This window comes from Candidatus Chloroploca sp. Khr17, assembly GCF_004138165.1.
Taxonomy (GTDB): Bacteria; Chloroflexota; Chloroflexia; order Chloroflexales; family Chloroflexaceae; genus Chloroploca.
On sequence record NZ_RYFF01000007.1, the window covers coordinates 154,571 to 169,185 of the forward strand.

12 protein-coding genes are annotated in these 14,615 nt (G+C 58.0%); 3 read left to right on the forward strand and 9 right to left on the reverse strand.

Annotated elements, in window-relative coordinates:
• Nucleotides 1-11: 11 nt before the first annotated feature.
• Nucleotides 12-428, reverse strand: a complete 417-nt coding sequence (locus EKD05_RS06685; RefSeq protein ID WP_240695663.1) for a diacylglycerol kinase family protein — start codon at nt 426-428, stop codon at nt 12-14.
• A gap of 104 nt (nt 429-532) precedes the next feature.
• Here EKD05_RS06685 and EKD05_RS06690 point away from each other — a divergent pair, with 104 nt between their 5' ends.
• Complete coding sequence (locus EKD05_RS06690; protein WP_129671664.1) at nt 533-1,174, forward strand: histidine phosphatase family protein; 642 nt, start codon at nt 533-535, stop codon at nt 1,172-1,174.
• 72 nt (nt 1,175-1,246) lie between these two features.
• Here the strand turns inward: EKD05_RS06690 and EKD05_RS06695 are convergent, their stop codons facing one another.
• From EKD05_RS06695 to EKD05_RS06720, 6 genes are all read right to left on the reverse strand, one after another.
• Complete coding sequence (locus EKD05_RS06695) at nt 1,247-2,686, reverse strand: glycosyltransferase family 39 protein (protein WP_240695664.1); 1,440 nt, start codon at nt 2,684-2,686, stop codon at nt 1,247-1,249.
• A 290-nt stretch (nt 2,687-2,976) separates the two neighbouring features.
• A complete protein-coding gene (locus tag EKD05_RS06700; RefSeq protein ID WP_129671666.1) occupies nt 2,977-5,223 on the reverse strand; it encodes a hypothetical protein in 2,247 nt (748 codons plus the stop codon).
• Nucleotides 5,224-5,298: 75 nt separating this feature from the next.
• Nucleotides 5,299-6,078 (reverse strand): family 16 glycoside hydrolase, encoded by a 780-nt coding sequence (locus EKD05_RS06705; RefSeq protein WP_129671667.1) that lies wholly within the window; start codon nt 6,076-6,078, stop codon nt 5,299-5,301.
• A 189-nt stretch (nt 6,079-6,267) separates the two neighbouring features.
• Complete coding sequence (locus EKD05_RS06710; protein WP_129671668.1) at nt 6,268-7,815, reverse strand: aldehyde dehydrogenase; 1,548 nt, start codon at nt 7,813-7,815, stop codon at nt 6,268-6,270.
• Between the two features lie 527 nt (nt 7,816-8,342).
• On the reverse strand, nt 8,343-9,410 hold the full coding sequence (locus EKD05_RS06715; protein ID WP_129671669.1) for a homoserine dehydrogenase: 1,068 nt from the start codon (nt 9,408-9,410) through the stop codon (nt 8,343-8,345).
• Between the two features lie 17 nt (nt 9,411-9,427).
• On the reverse strand, nt 9,428-11,527 hold the full coding sequence (locus EKD05_RS06720) for an NAD(+) synthase (protein WP_129671681.1): 2,100 nt from the start codon (nt 11,525-11,527) through the stop codon (nt 9,428-9,430).
• Between the two features lie 126 nt (nt 11,528-11,653).
• Here EKD05_RS06720 and EKD05_RS06725 point away from each other — a divergent pair, with 126 nt between their 5' ends.
• A complete protein-coding gene (locus EKD05_RS06725) occupies nt 11,654-12,790 on the forward strand; it encodes a DUF4367 domain-containing protein (RefSeq protein ID WP_129671670.1) in 1,137 nt (378 codons plus the stop codon).
• Between the two features lie 71 nt (nt 12,791-12,861).
• On the forward strand, nt 12,862-13,593 hold the full coding sequence (locus EKD05_RS06730; protein WP_129671671.1) for an ABC transporter ATP-binding protein: 732 nt from the start codon (nt 12,862-12,864) through the stop codon (nt 13,591-13,593).
• Nucleotides 13,594-13,655: 62 nt separating this feature from the next.
• On the opposite strand, the gene EKD05_RS06735 is transcribed toward EKD05_RS06730, so the two are convergent.
• Nucleotides 13,656-13,937 carry a hypothetical protein gene (locus tag EKD05_RS06735; RefSeq protein WP_129671672.1) on the reverse strand — a complete coding sequence of 94 codons (282 nt, stop codon included), beginning with the start codon at nt 13,935-13,937 and terminating at the stop codon, nt 13,656-13,658.
• Nucleotides 13,938-13,955: 18 nt separating this feature from the next.
• A complete protein-coding gene (locus tag EKD05_RS06740; protein ID WP_129671673.1) occupies nt 13,956-14,480 on the reverse strand; it encodes a glycine/sarcosine/betaine reductase selenoprotein B family protein in 525 nt (174 codons plus the stop codon).
• Nucleotides 14,481-14,615: the final 135 nt, after the last annotated feature.

Consider the following 14,615-nt stretch of genomic DNA (forward strand, 5'->3'; position numbering starts at 1 on the left):
GTAACTTACTATCAAAACCAGGCAATCAGCCGGGGCAAAAAGATCAAACACCCAACAACAATGCTGCCACCCGCACAGAGCAAAACCGTTCCTGCCGCGACATCCTTGGCAATTTTCGCCAGGGGATGATAGCTCGTTGTGGCGAGATCAACGGTGGCCTCAACGGCCGTATTGACCCCTTCGGCAGCCAGCACCAGGGTCATCGTCAACACCAGGATCAGCCATTCCCAGCGCTCGATGCGCAGCAACGCACCAAGCAGCGTCGCCACGAGCGCAGCAAAACAATGGATCTGCGCATTGCGCTGCGTGCGTACCAGATACCCAAGCCCCTGAAAGGCATACTTGAACGACGCTATCAGTCTACTCAGACGATAGGCATTCCCTCGGGGCGGCATCGACTGCTCATGCTGATTACGTGGCGTTTGCATAACGTGCTAAATTATACACCAGGTAGCTACAGAGATGCGCGATTGCTTTATAATGGGCACCTGGAGGTTTGGTGATCTCTATGTAACATAAAGGTAAGCTTGATATGCGTCTCATCATTGTTCGTCATGGCGAAAGCGAATGGAATCGGATTCATCGGTATCAGGGCCAACTTGATGCAGCCCTCTCAGAACTGGGTATGCGCCAGGCCGCCGCGCTCGCCGAACGCCTCAAGTCTGAGCAGATCGATCAGATCTACAGTAGCCGCCTGCAACGCGCTGGGCGTACGGCCGAAGCTATTGCCGTCTTCCATCCCAACACCCCCTTTGCCTATTCTGAAGCCCTGCTTGAGATCAATCATGGAGAATGGGAGGGCAAATACGCCGACGAAATCACCAGCAAATACGCTGACGGTCTCCGTGAATGGCGTGAACATCCCACCCGCTCGCAGATGCCCGGGGGCGAGAGTTTCTCGAATGTACTGAAGCGTACCCTCGATTTCCGTGAGCAGATCACGGCGAGTCATATGGATCAGACGGTTTTGATCAGCACGCACGATGTTGTGGTCAAAATTCTCGTGGCCGATGCGTTGGGGATGAACATGGATCGCATCAACCGGATCTGGGTCACCAACGCCAGCATCTCGGTGATCGAATACGGCAGCGACCTGCCCTACCTGGTCAGCCTCAGCGAAGCCTGTCATCTTGGCACGCTCGCCAGCACCCGCGAAGGCCAGAAGGCGTTGTGAGCTTAGCGTACGAGGCCAGCTTCGCTGGCCTCGTACGCTAAGCTTACGCGCAATCGCCAGAAGGCCTCACCCTCAACAGGTTTGATTGGTGGTCAAGCGGCACCGATCAAAGAGCAAGGCACCAAGCCGGTCAACGATCTGGCGAGGCACCTCGACAAACTGGTAATAGAGCATCTCAGACCAGATCAACTCGCGCCGCAGCGCGGGGCGGATAATTGTCCACTGGGCAATCAGGCCGACATTCCAATAGATCAACAACGCCGCACCAAGCAAGATCGGCCCAAGCCCGATCCGTGGGCGAAGCCACATCAGCAACGCAGCCAACCCCATCACAAAGATGGGCGTCGCCTCGATCAGTCGGCGAAAGCCAAACGCCCCCCGCAAATGCCAGGTCGTCCCAAACGCCCCGTTGATATAGGTCTGCGCGAGAAAACCGGCCAGCAGCAGCAACGCCAACCACCGGTCACGACGAGCCAACCAGATCAACCCCAGCAGACCAAGGGCGAGCACAGGTGCCCAAAGAAACGCCCCCCGCCCCGGATCAAAGAGGGTATTGAAGAAATTGGGACTTGTCCAGTCGAGTTTCCCTGCCACCGTTGCCGACGGGCCAGGGTGCCCGTTGAGGATCTGATAGGCAACGAGTTGTGGCGTCACGGTCAGTACCAGCATGAGCAGAAACGCAATGTGACGGCCCAGGAGCCCTGGCACAGCGGCGAAACGACGTTCACGCACCAAGCGCCAGTAGAGTCCGAGGGCTTCAAGGGCAGGGACAAGCATCAACAAACCGAGTTGCTCGCGGGTGATCACCATCAACCCACCGATCACCCCAAGGAGCAACCAGCGCCCCAGGCTGCGCTGCTCGCCCTTGCCCCAATCATCAATCCAGAGATAGAGAAAGAGCGCCCAGAGAAAAAAGCCCGGCCCGTGCGACCAGACCATCGCAATATAGGTATAGAAGACGAGCGGCGACGCCAGGAACACCGTCAGCGTCGCGATCGTTGCCACAAGATCATCGCTATACCGTCGCGCCAACCGATACGTCAGTTGCAGTCCAAGGCAGGTATAGAGGACGGTCATCAGGGAAACCGCCACGATATACGGGCGCGAAAAGCCATCACGGGGAATAGATGCGCCCAAGGCATTAGCCAGGACAACCGCAAGATCAGCGAGCACAAAGCCCGGTGCCCACATGATGGCCGACCCAATCGGGGCCACATTGCGGAGGAGACCAGTGGTTGGATTGGGATTGACGGCATCCTCACGGAGCAACGCATTCGCGACGGCTTCATCACCAAACTGCCGCCCCTGCTCGGCAAAATAGCGATACTCATTCTGAAAATCGAGATCGCGGTCAAAATAGACCGAGCGCAGATACGCATAATATTGCACCTCATCACTCAACGCGACGCGGGGCAAACTGATTGGGAGCAGCAACAGACAAACCGCCAGAATGATCCAGGGGCCATACGCTCGATCTTTCAGGCGCACCAGCAAAGCTTCACGACGCAACACAGATCTTATCCCCAACAAATGTCTGTCAACGACGTTTTCGGGCGTTTCTGCACCCTGGGTACGCGGGCCTCTGGCCCGCATGCGGGCGGGACGCCCGCGTACCCAGGAATGTCGGAAAACTTCTTTCCCAGACTACTTAATAGTCTGTCAACAAAGTTTTCTGGTAGCGCCGCCGTCCACGAATACTGATCACGAAGAAACGAAGATGGGCGTTGCGGTGCGGTATTCGTTTCTTCGTGCCCCCATTCGTGGACGGCTGAGGACGCCAGAAAACTTCATTGACACACTACTTAACGACGGATCAACGGCAGATGCACCTTTGGCTGCGTAATCGTTTCAACGGTGATCATCGTGGAGATCACCCCATCAGTCGCATTGCCAGCACCATCAAGGAATCGCAGATAGATATAGTAATCACCAGGCGACACAGCACTCGCCTCAAGACCGTTGGCAAGGCTCCACCCTGGTACATCAAAGCTACTTGCACCACCCGGCACCTCAACCGGAATCCAGTTCAGGGCCGACGACGTTGCAGGTGAGGCAACAGGCGTACGGCTATTGGCAGCCCACACGCCCCAGAAGCCGCGACCCGGATAGAGATTATCTGTCACCGCGACATCACGCACAGTGAGACGGGTCACAATTGTAGCAGAAAGATCGACGGTCGCCGTCAGCGACTCGGCGGTACTCGAACCCAGCACTGGTTTGACGGTATCATAGATCATCGTCGCTGGATAGTCGAGGAGATTGCCAACCTTATCGGTGACACGTACAACCAGCGCGTTTGCACCCTGAGACATCGTCCCCGGATAGGCGACCACATTGGCAAAGCGTTCATTGGTCAGTTCAGTTGGGTCACCAAGGCTATTCGCATCGCGGCCAAGGGCAACCGAATGCAACTGACTGCAATCATTGAGACTACGCAACTCAAGATAAACCAACGGCGCACGGGTATAGGCCGGATGACCCTTGCTGGCACCTTCTCGTCCATCATCAGCCAGGGGCGCAAGGTCACTCAGCGCGGTAAAGATCGGTGCTTTGTTACTACCATAGGGATTGCCCACATAGACACTGGCATCAATATCACCATCAAGGACAATCTCATCGCTCTGCACTGGACTCACTGAGCCATCGTCGCCACGCACCTGGGTATAGAGGGTAACAGGGGCGCAGGCAAGAGCACTAATAATGCGCTCAGGCACCTCGATCGAGGCAGGATTCGCAAAGGATTGCCAACCACCCGAGTCATCATTGGTGGGATCAAGTGGCGCACCCCAGCGCCAGCGCATCTGAACCGGGGTACCCTGAATATTATCGAAGCGAACCTGCACAAGCTTTGAGGTCGTATCAAAACGAGCGATAGGAGCACCACCCTCAATCACGGGCGAGGCATTGACATCCTGGGCGATATTCGCCGACACAAGCACATAATTGGCTGTGAGGCTACTGCCGCCAAAGATCTCGTGAACCGTATGGGTAAAGGCCTGACCATCACCAAGGGTCGTCGCAATACGGCCATTAAAGATGCTGCCGCCGGGATGCGGCACCGGAAGAGGATTGCCAAAGACACCGCCGCGAGGGCGAATGGAATAGAAGACTTGTCCGGTAATCCAGACAGCATGCAGATTCCCGCGTGCGTCAGCAAAAATATTCGAGACACTGATCGAATTGACGCGATCGGTCAAGCGATTAACTTGCCACTGCGTGCCGCCCTGGTACGTACCGAGCCAGATCCCCGAGTTTGGTGAATTTTCGATGCCCCGCCAGAGCAGATACAACTGACCATCAGGCGCAAAGGTTGCCCCGGGATCGGCATAATCGCCATCAAGTGGACTCACGAGCTGCGCATCGAAGCCATTGCCATTCCAAAACGCAACAAAGATGCGCAGACCATCAGCAAAGCCGGCGGCATAGGCAACTGCGATCTGGCCCTGCAAACCCCTCGCGATCGTGGGGGCACCAAGGGCGGTAGAAGCACCAAGGCGATAGGGTGAAGTCCAGTTCACACCATTATCCCCTGAGCGGACAACATGGATCGGAGCATCAACTTCACGCCAGCCAATAAAGATGCCCCCGTCACTAGCGACATTCATGTGCAAATTGGCTGGAAAAATGCTTGAAACATAGGCAACCCGAGTTGGGCCAAACACCCCTCCCAAGGGTTTCTGGGTATAGTAAACCGTCCGTTCAGGCCCATTGATCCACGCAACGTGGACGGTTCCATCCACGCCTGTTGCAGTAGCAACTGGCGAGAAGTCAGGAGTACCTTCAGCACGACCAAGCACCTGGATCGGCGAAAAGGCCTGAGCGGTATCCTGTTTGGTCAAATAGACGGCATGCTGGCGACTTGAATTCGTCACAACATGGATCTGGCGGTCAAACCCGGCTACACTCGGAAACTTCGGGTCTGAGATACCGGGTATTTCGAACTGAAAGGCAACGTTTGGCACGGGTGGATTCTGCGCAAAAACAGGGCCACTCACGGCCAGCAAGCTGATCATGAACAAGCCGCTTAAGGCGAGATAAAAACGACGCATGGTGGTATCCTCCAACAAGGTACGCGTAAGCCAAGTTACGCAAGAACGGTGGTTATCGCAGCAACTAGGCCTACGCTATGGCGTCACCACCACAACATCATCAAAGAGGATCGTCCCGACCGCCCTGGTCGCGATCCCGGCTTTGCCTGCTGGCAACGGATTGGTATCAACAGCCTGGAGCATCACCTCGCCATTCATACGAACTTCAATGGCATTGCCCTCGACCTGCATACTCAAGACATGCCACATGCGCTCCTCAAAACCAACCTGCTGCACTTCAGCCAGTGGCACGGCAACCCCCCGTTCGACCCGTTCGAGCACCTGACGCGGCGTATCGCGGAAACTATTTTTGATGATGCGATAGCGATAGTAGGTCGCGGTAAGTGGATCCTCACCCTGGTAGCGAGCAATCAGGCCAACCGTCCCATTGAGTTGGTCATAGAAACTGACCTGCACGGTATAATCGCGCCAGGCATCATCGCCGATCAACGCAGCCGTCTGGTGGATCGACGGGCTGAAGGCCGGGCCAGCGCGATTCTGCACCAGGCGGCCATCACTCACCTGCCAGTTGGCCCGATTATCCGAGAGCACAAATTCGAGATCAACAACCTCCCAGGCATCGAGCGCCTCAGGAGTATCAAACGTTGCTTCGGCAAGCGTAACGCTTGCCAAGGCGGGCACAGTGGTTGGATTCGGTCCAACGGTTGGCGTTGGATCCTGGGGAGGATAGATCAACATCGGTTGCTGCTCTTGGGCAACCCCCTGAGGCACCTGCCAAAGCACAAATGCAAGCGCGGAGCCCAGAATTGCGATGACAAACGCCCCGATCACCGTAGGAATACGCCATTGTTTCATGGTGAGACCTGGCCTTCTTGTATTAAAGTCTTCACAGACTTAAAACGTAGATTCGTTCACATTTCATTGTACTATGTTGGCAGGTGCGTTGTGAGTAGGAATCTGGTCACATCTTCTCGGCCAGGGGTTCGCCTGGCATAACAAAACGGCCAGCAAAGCTGGCCGTTTTGTTATGTCAACCAAAAAGGGTTACGCTTCTTCATCGAGTGGTGGAAGCAACGCATCCCACCAGATTTTGCCCGAGCGGTGCCGTTGGAAATCAACGTGGATATGCTTTGGCTCGGTATATTCAAGCATACCAGCGATACCCATTTCGCGGCCAATGCCACTCTCTTTATGGCCGCCAAACGGGGCATAGGGATTAAGCACGTGGTGCTCATTGATGCCAACCGTACCAGTGCGCAGGCGTTTCGCAACTTCGATCGCCTGTTGAATATCTTCCGACCAGACCGAGGCGGCGAGACCGTAGATCGAGTCATTTGCCATTTCAATGGCATCACCGATCTCGTCATAGCGAATGACCGCAAAGACCGGGCCAAAGATCTCTTCCTGGGCCAGGCGTGAACGGTTTTTGACATTGGCAAAGATCGTCGGCTCAATGAACGGCCCGCGCTCATACTCTTCACCGATGGGGCGCCCACCGCCAATCACAACATTTGCGCCCTCTTCACGACCAAGCGCAATATAACGCTCAACCGTATCACGCTGTTTGAAGCTAATCAAAGGGCCAATATCAGTCGCAAGATCAAGTGGATCACCAACGCGCAGTTGCCGCGTCCGATGCACGAGGCGCTCGACAACCTCGTCATACATTGAGCTCGGCACAAGGCAGCGTGTTCCGGCTTCACAGAGCTGGCCGGCGTGATAAAACATACCAAAGAGCACGCCATCGATTGCTTTTTCGAGATCGGCATCAGGCAAAATAATGCTTGGTGACTTGCCCCCAAGTTCGAGTGTCACCTTCTTGATATGGGGGGCGGCAATGCCCATAATCTTGCGCCCGACCTCGGTCGAGCCGGTAAAAGCAACCTTGTCAATCTTGGGGTGGCCGACCAGGTATTCACCAACGTCACCGCCAGGCCCGGTGATCAGGTTGACCGTGCCGCGTGGCAAGAGGCCCGACTCATCAATAACGCGCACGAGTTCGATCGCGGTCAGGGGGGCCAGCGACGACGGTTTGAAAACCACCGTATTGCCGGTTGCCAGGGCCGGGAAGATCTTCCAGACGGCCATACAGAAGGCATAGTTCCACGGAATAATCTGGGCGCACACCCCGAACGGATCGCGCCAGACAAAGTTCCATGAGACGGTTGGGAAATCATTCCACGGCAAGGGCTCGTAGGGCGAACGACGGGCGAGTTCGCCAAAGACGTGAATCATATGAAGGCCAAGCGGGATGTCGTTGAAGGTCGTCTTGCGGATGGGCACGCCACCGTCGCGCGTTTCCAACTCGGCCAGTTCTGAGCTACGCTCTTGAACTAACTGAGCCAACTGATGAATAATATGCGCACGCTCGTAATGGGGGGTATGCGGCCAGGGTCCTTTATCAAACGCGTGACGCGCAGCTGCAACCGCCCGATCAACATCAGCATGGCTCGCATGCGCAACACGAGCCAGCGGATCCCCTGTGGCAGGCTCAGTCACCGTGAACCTGCGTCCCTCTTGGGCATCACACCATTCACCATTGATATACAACTGATGATAGGGCACATCACCTTCTGCTGGCTCAAGCGTCATTGCTTTACTCCTTACGATTTTTCTTGTATGCCGCTATGCGTCATGATAACACAATGCGTTATCAATCACAAGCCCTGGCACAGATAATCTAGGGCTGTTGCAAAGTCCACCTGACCGGAGCACCGTCGGGCTGAAGCCCTCGGCGACGGGTCGCGAAGGCCACCTGCGTGGCCTCATCCAGCCGGCGCAAGCCGGCTTTGCCCTGCGTAGCCGAGCCGTTTACGGCGACGGTGACCCCGGAGAGTTGACTTTGCCTCAGCCCTGACAGATAATCAGGGCGATTGCATCTTCCGTGTATCCACCCCGCCAGGGCACCCCTTGCGGGTGCCCCCCCTTGCGGGGTGCCCCCCCCTTGCGGGTGCCCCCGTCAAAGGGTTTCACCACCATGGCCCGCTGGATGCCCGCGTGCGCGGGCATGCCATGGGGATGCCGCGGGCATGCCATAGCGCGTCGTGTTGTCTCCGGTTTCGTATGATGCAATCGCCCTACACAGATGATTAGAAAGGCGCAAAGCTACGTAAAACTGCTTACATTTCCCGGGCGGTGGCAACAATATCCGCCAGGACGCCGGCAGCGGTCAACGCCTGCCCTGCCCCGGGACCACGCACCACGAGCGGGCGTTCGGCGTAGCGGGCCGTGATGAAGCTAAAGAGATTATCAGCCCCACGCAGGCTGGCAAGCGGGTGCTCGGCGGGGACGATACGCAGGCCAACACTTGCCCCCTGGGGTGTCACGGTCGCCACATAACGCAGTGCCCCACCGACGGACCGGGCCTCGGCGACCCGGGCGGCAAAGGGTGCATCGAGTTCCTCAGCGCGTGCGAGGAATTCATCGCGACTGAGCCCGGCCATCGCCGGGGGGAACCACGGCTCGGCGGGGATGTCGTTGATGCTCCACGGCAGGCCACAGGTACGGGCGAGAATAAGCGCTTTGCGGGCAACGTCGGCCCCGCTCAGATCATCGCGGGGATCAGGCTCGGTATAGCCAAGAGCATGGGCGGCCCGCAGCGCGGTCGAGAGCGCCTCGCCCGCTTCGAGTTGGCTGCACAGATACCCGAGCGTGCCACTCATCGCGGCCTCGATGCGCGTCACGGTATCACCGCTGTCAAGCAGGGCTTGCAGGGTCGCAATGATCGGCAAGCCAGCGCCAACCGTGGCCTCATAGCGGGTCGCAGCATCAGCCATCAGAGCCTGAAACTGCGCAAGCCCGGCGCTGAGCGGCAACTTATTCGCCAGCACCACCCGGCTCCCTGCGGCAACGCGATCAGCCAGCATCATCTCGTGACCAGGGGCCGCCGAGACATCAACAAAGATCGCCGCCTCGCGCAGCGCCAACGAAGACCAGGGCATCCCTGAGCTTTTGCCTGCGACCGTGGCAACCGAGCGCCCTTCGGCTTTGGCCGCCAGCGCCGCCTCGATCTCATCCCTGGTGAGCGCCGCGCCGGTAGCACGCACACCGCCACTATCAGCCAGGGCAAGGTAGACCAGGCTCAACCGATAGTGCTTGGCCAGCGCCTCACGGGTGGCCAGCACCTGACGAACAAGCTCGCGGCCAACGCCGCCGAGTCCAATCTGTACAATGGGTATGCTTCGCATAGGCGTATTGTCGCTCCTTATGGTACGTTGGCACGTAATTCATCTAACCAGACCCGTGACTCAGAGTCGCTGGGGGCACGCCAGTCGCCACGCGGTGAAAGTGAGCCGCCCGAGCCGACTTTGGGGCCATTCGGCATGGCCGAGCGTTTGAACTGGCTGATCTGGAAAAAACGGTACAAAAAGACGCCGAGCCACTGTTTGATGCTTGGCAGATCATAGGCGATCTGCTGGGCAGTGGGCAAGCCGTCCGGCCACGCGCCCCGCCTGGCATCTGACCAGGCGTGGTAGCAGAGAAAGGCAACTTTGCTTGGGCGAAAGCCATAGCGCGTGAGGTAATAGAGGTTGAAATCTTGTAGCGCGTATGGCCCGATCTTCGCCTCGGTGCTCTGCGCTGGTTCACTCGTCGAGCCATCGCTCGCCGGCACAAGCTCGGGCGAGATTTCGGTATCGAGGATCGATTGCAGGATAACGCCTGCCGCCGGGTCAAAGTCGCCTGACCTGATCACCCAACGAATCAAGTGTTGAATCAGCGTTTTGGGCACCGAGGCGTTGACATTGTAGTGCGACATCTGATCGCCAACCCCATAGGTGGCCCAACCCAGGGCCAGCTCGCTCAGGTCGCCCGTGCCGAGCACCAACCCGTTGTGAAAGTTGGCAAGCCGAAAGAGGTGCGAGGTGCGTTCGCCGGCCTGAACATTTTCAAAGGTAATATCATAGACCGGTTCTCCCGCTGCATAGGGGTGTCCAAGATCGTGGAGCATCTGCAAGGCTGACGGGCGAATGTCAATTTCGTTCGCCGTTACGCCAAGCGCCTCCATCAAGGCATGGGCGTTGGAGCGGGTATGCTCAGAGGTCGCAAAGCCCGGCATCGTATAGGCGAGGATATTGCTGCGCGGCAACCCGAGGCGATCCATTGTCCGTGCCGCCACAATCAGCGCCTGGGTGCTGTCGAGCCCGCCCGAGACGCCGATGACCAGATGCTTGATACCGGTGGCTTTGAGCCGCTTGATCAGGCCGTGAACCTGAATATTGTACGCTTCGTAACAACGAGCGTCGCGGGTCGCCGGATCGTTGGGCACAAAGGGAAACCGCTCGACTGTGCGGATCAGGGCAAGTTCGCCTGTGGGCACAGCAAGATCAAAGGGGATCTGACGGAACTGGCGCAAGCGTTCACGGTGATCGTGAACCGTGTCGGTAAAACTACCGAGGCGCATACGATCTTGGGCGAGCCGCTCCAGATCAACATCCGCCAGGATCAGTTGCTCATCATCGGCAAAGCGGGCCGACTCGGCCAGCAATTCGCCATTTTCATAGATCAACGCGTGGCCGTCCCAGGCCAGATCGGTCGTACTCTCACCGGGGCCAGCCGCCGAGTAAAGGTACGCCGCCACACAGCGGCCCGACTGACCGGCACAGAGCGCCCGCCGATAATCGGCTTTGCCAATCGTAATATTGCTCGCCGACAGATTGCAGAGCACCGTCGCCCCCGCCAGCGCAGCATAGGTGCTCGGTGGAATGGGGGTCCAGACATCCTCACAGATCTCGGTATGCACCAACAAGCCCGGCAAACCCTGCGCGACATAGATCAGGTCGGTACCAAAAGGAACCGACACACCACCAATGTCGATAGTCGTGCCAAGGGCATCGCGGGCGGCGGCAAACTGACGCTTCTCATAGAACTCGCGATAATTGGGCAGAAAGCTCTTGGGGGTCACGCCGAGGATGCGTCCCGTATGAATGGCGACGGCACAATTGAAGAGGCGTCCTTCAGTACGCAGCGGCACGCCAACGATGATCAAAAGCGGCAACGCCAGACTCGCCTCGACGATCTGGGCCAAAGCTTCACGGGACGCATCGAGCAGGGCATCCTGATGAAAGAGATCTTCGTTGCTATAGGCCGAGAGCCCAAGTTCAGGGAAGATGACCACCACGGCCCCGGCCGCGTGGGCGCGCTGCGCCAGCGCAACCGTCTGCTGGGCATGGAAGAGCGGATCGGCCACACGCACCGCCGGCACGCCAACGGCAACCCTGGCGAACCCATGACGATAGATCGAGAAAAATGGCTTGCCCACGCTGTGATCCTTGTCTTTCACCCTCTGGTGGCTCAATTGTAGCATGGGTTTGGATGAATAGGCGAAAACAAGGATCATACTTGGTAACAATTTGATCACAGGCTGTGTCTAGCTTGCGATCGCGTCTGGTGGTACAACAGAAAGAGACGATATGATCATTGGAGGATACCCATGCGACGCATAAGCTTGTTGCTTGTCTTGTTGATCAGTGTGCTGAGCCTTGCTGCCTGTACCGAGGCGCTGCCCACTGCCGAAGAGATTGTCGAACGGATGGAGACGGCCCGTGCGGGGATGAATGATGCCCACGCGACCGTGGCAATTGATTTTACCTCGCCCGATCAGTCAGGTCGGATTGTGATGGAAGGTTGGATGCAGAAGACCGGGGAGACCGATGCCGCCGGCAAGCCAATTGGCCGGATGCGCGTCGAGGTGCTTGAGGCGAGCGAGGCGGCCATGGTTGGCACCATCGCCGTGAGCGACGGGACGACGTTCTGGCTCTACAATCCCGCCGAGAATACCGCGATTACGGGTGAAGCCGACCAGATGAAGGATGCCATGCAGGCCACCCCGGCTGGCGCGGCCACGATGTTGACTGACATCATCGCGCAGGGCCTTGATGCCGTGAACCTGGAAGTGCTTGGCACCGAACAGGTTGCTGGCAACGAGACCTGGAAGGTCCTGGTTACGCCAAAGAGCGAAACGACCGCCCAGTTGCAACTTGATGGTATCATTGAGGGGACAATGTGGGTTGATACCGAGCTCGCCCTGCCGCTCAAGCTCGCCGTGGATGCCCGTGACTTTGGTCAGGGAACGATGGAAGTGCAGAGCATCGAGACCAATAGTGGGTTGAGTGCGGATATCTTTGCCTTTACCCCACCCGCTGGCACGACGATCATTCAGGCCGAGGAACTGATTGCGCAGATGAGCGAGCGGGCACCTACGGCAGCAACGATCGAAGAGGCCCGTACATCCGTTAGTTTTGTCCTGCGTGAGCCGACCTACATTCCCGCCGGGATGACGCTGATCGAAGTACGCGTAGTTGGCACTTCAACCGTCATTCTGAACTATAGCGGCGATACCGGCAGCATGAGCGTGGTGCAGAGCAATGAAGATGTCGGGCGCGACCGCGAGCCACCTGCGGGCAGTCTGGTCGAAGAGGTCACCGTTGATGGCGTGCCAGCTACGTTGATCAGCGGCGACAACGGCCAGGGGAGCCTGTTGCGCTGGGAGGTAGACGGGATTCGTTATGTCATTGCCGGGACACTGAGTGGGGATGAGGCCATCGCGGTAGGCGAAGGGCTAGAGTAGAAGGGTCTTGCTGACCCGCGCTGCCAACTAAGTTGGCAGCGCGGGTCAGCAAAAAACCTTCGAGGATCACTATGCAGGAACCGTTGATCAAGACAATTGCGCTGGCACGGCGTTATCAGATGGGCAAAACGTCGGTAGACGCGCTCCGTGGGGTTGACCTAACGATTGCGCCCGGCGAATTTGTCGCGCTTGTCGGCCCAAGTGGCAGTGGCAAATCGACGCTACTGCACCTGATCGGTGGTTTGGTGCGCCCCACCGGCGGCGAGGTCTGGGTGGCAGGGCTAGAACTGGGTCGCAGCAGCGACGAGCAACTCGTGGCCTACCGGCGCGACACGCTCGGGTTTATTTTTCAGAGCTTCAACCTCTTGCCGATCAAGACTGCCTGGGAAAACGTGGCCGTGCCCTTGATGCTCGCGGGCATGCCCACATCACAGCGCAAGACACGTGCCCTCGGCTTACTTGAACAACTCGGGTTGGGCCGTCGTGGCGACCATCGTCCGTCTGAATTGAGTGGTGGCGAGCAACAGCGGGTTGCCATTGCCCGCGCCCTCGCCAATAATCCCCGGCTCATCCTGGCCGACGAGCCGACCGGCAACCTCGACAGCAAAACCGGCACCGACATTATGCACCTGTTGCGCCAACTTGTCCGCGACGAAGGTCGTACACTGTTGCTGGTCACCCACGACATGGGCGTAGCGCGCTACGCCGACCGCATTGTACACCTACGCGACGGGGGAGTGCAGACGATTGAACTGGTGACGAACGAGCAAGAAGCGCAACCCGCAGGGGCAGGCTACGCATAAGGTAACGCACACCGCGACCTGCCTTTAACCGCGACCGGCCAATGGCCGGTCGCGGTGTGCGTTTAAAAATCCCACCCCTCAGGCAAAGCATACCGCTCGCGTCGCCAGCGCCAGTCCGGCTCAAAAATGAGGCCCGGCTCTTCGGCGGTATAGAGCTTTTCGAGTGCGTAGTGGATCACGCTTAACTGCTGCGCGGCATTGCCTGGTTCACCGAGCGGATGCCCAAACGGCCACTTGAGATGCACCGTACGCGGTGGGCGCACTCGCTCGGCGATTTCACGCAGCCCAACAATGCTCACCGTTGCGATACCAGCGGACTCAGCGGCGCGTGCGATCAGTCCCACGGACTGATTGCAGAGTCCTCAGCCAGGGGTAAGCAGCAGCGCATCGACGCCTTCCTCGCGCATCAAACGCGCCGCCTCGGGGGCCGTCGCATTGATCAAGGACTCGAGGTGGGGTGGCTCGATATGGCCCATAAAGCCATAGCATGTACCCAGGCTACCGATATGGCCGGCAGCAACCAGATCACGCAGATGTTCCATTGGAAAGAGAATATTGAGATCACGGATGGCATTGGTATGATCGTAATAGTCATGCGTGATCATCAAATCCTCACGCGGGGTCGCGGCTGGTATTGGGCGAAAGGTCGCATCGCCGCGCGAGTCGGTCATATTAAACGGTTCCTGGTTGTAGAGATGAACCCCGCCCGTCGTCGCCAGGGCGAGGCGCACCTCACGCAACGGCTTCTGCAACCGAGCAAACGGCACCTCTTCACTGATCACCGACTCAAACGTCCGGCCCCACGTCTGGGCCAGAGCGGGCACATGCGACAAAACCTGCCCAAACATCCGCGACAAATTCTGGCGCAACCCATCGAAATCTGACATATCGTTTTTTCCTTTATGGCGCAAGCATAGGGCTACCGCCCTTCAACCTGTTCTTATTGTGACAACTCCCAATTCTAAAGAATTGGGCTTCTCGGTTCATCCGGCAACCTATCGGCCACCGTCCCCGAGGGCGGT

Excerpts from the sequence above, each read along its gene's own strand:
- EKD05_RS06720 (WP_129671681.1), bottom strand. The coding sequence starts at position 11,527 with ATGCTACAATTGAGCCACCAGAGGGTGAAAGACAAGGATCACAGCGTG.
- EKD05_RS06685 (WP_240695663.1), bottom strand. The coding sequence starts at position 428 with ATGCAAACGCCACGTAATCAGCATGAGCAGTCGATGCCGCCCCGAGGG.
- EKD05_RS06710 (WP_129671668.1), bottom strand. The coding sequence starts at position 7,815 with ATGACGCTTGAGCCAGCAGAAGGTGATGTGCCCTATCATCAGTTGTAT.
- EKD05_RS06740 (WP_129671673.1), bottom strand. The coding sequence starts at position 14,480 with ATGTCAGATTTCGATGGGTTGCGCCAGAATTTGTCGCGGATGTTTGGG.
- EKD05_RS06705 (WP_129671667.1), bottom strand. The coding sequence starts at position 6,078 with ATGAAACAATGGCGTATTCCTACGGTGATCGGGGCGTTTGTCATCGCA.
- EKD05_RS06690 (WP_129671664.1), top strand. The coding sequence starts at position 533 with ATGCGTCTCATCATTGTTCGTCATGGCGAAAGCGAATGGAATCGGATT.
- EKD05_RS06725 (WP_129671670.1), top strand. The coding sequence starts at position 11,654 with ATGCGACGCATAAGCTTGTTGCTTGTCTTGTTGATCAGTGTGCTGAGC.
- EKD05_RS06715 (WP_129671669.1), bottom strand. The coding sequence starts at position 9,410 with ATGCGAAGCATACCCATTGTACAGATTGGACTCGGCGGCGTTGGCCGC.
- EKD05_RS06700 (WP_129671666.1), bottom strand. The coding sequence starts at position 5,223 with ATGCGTCGTTTTTATCTCGCCTTAAGCGGCTTGTTCATGATCAGCTTG.
- EKD05_RS06730 (WP_129671671.1), top strand. The coding sequence starts at position 12,862 with ATGCAGGAACCGTTGATCAAGACAATTGCGCTGGCACGGCGTTATCAG.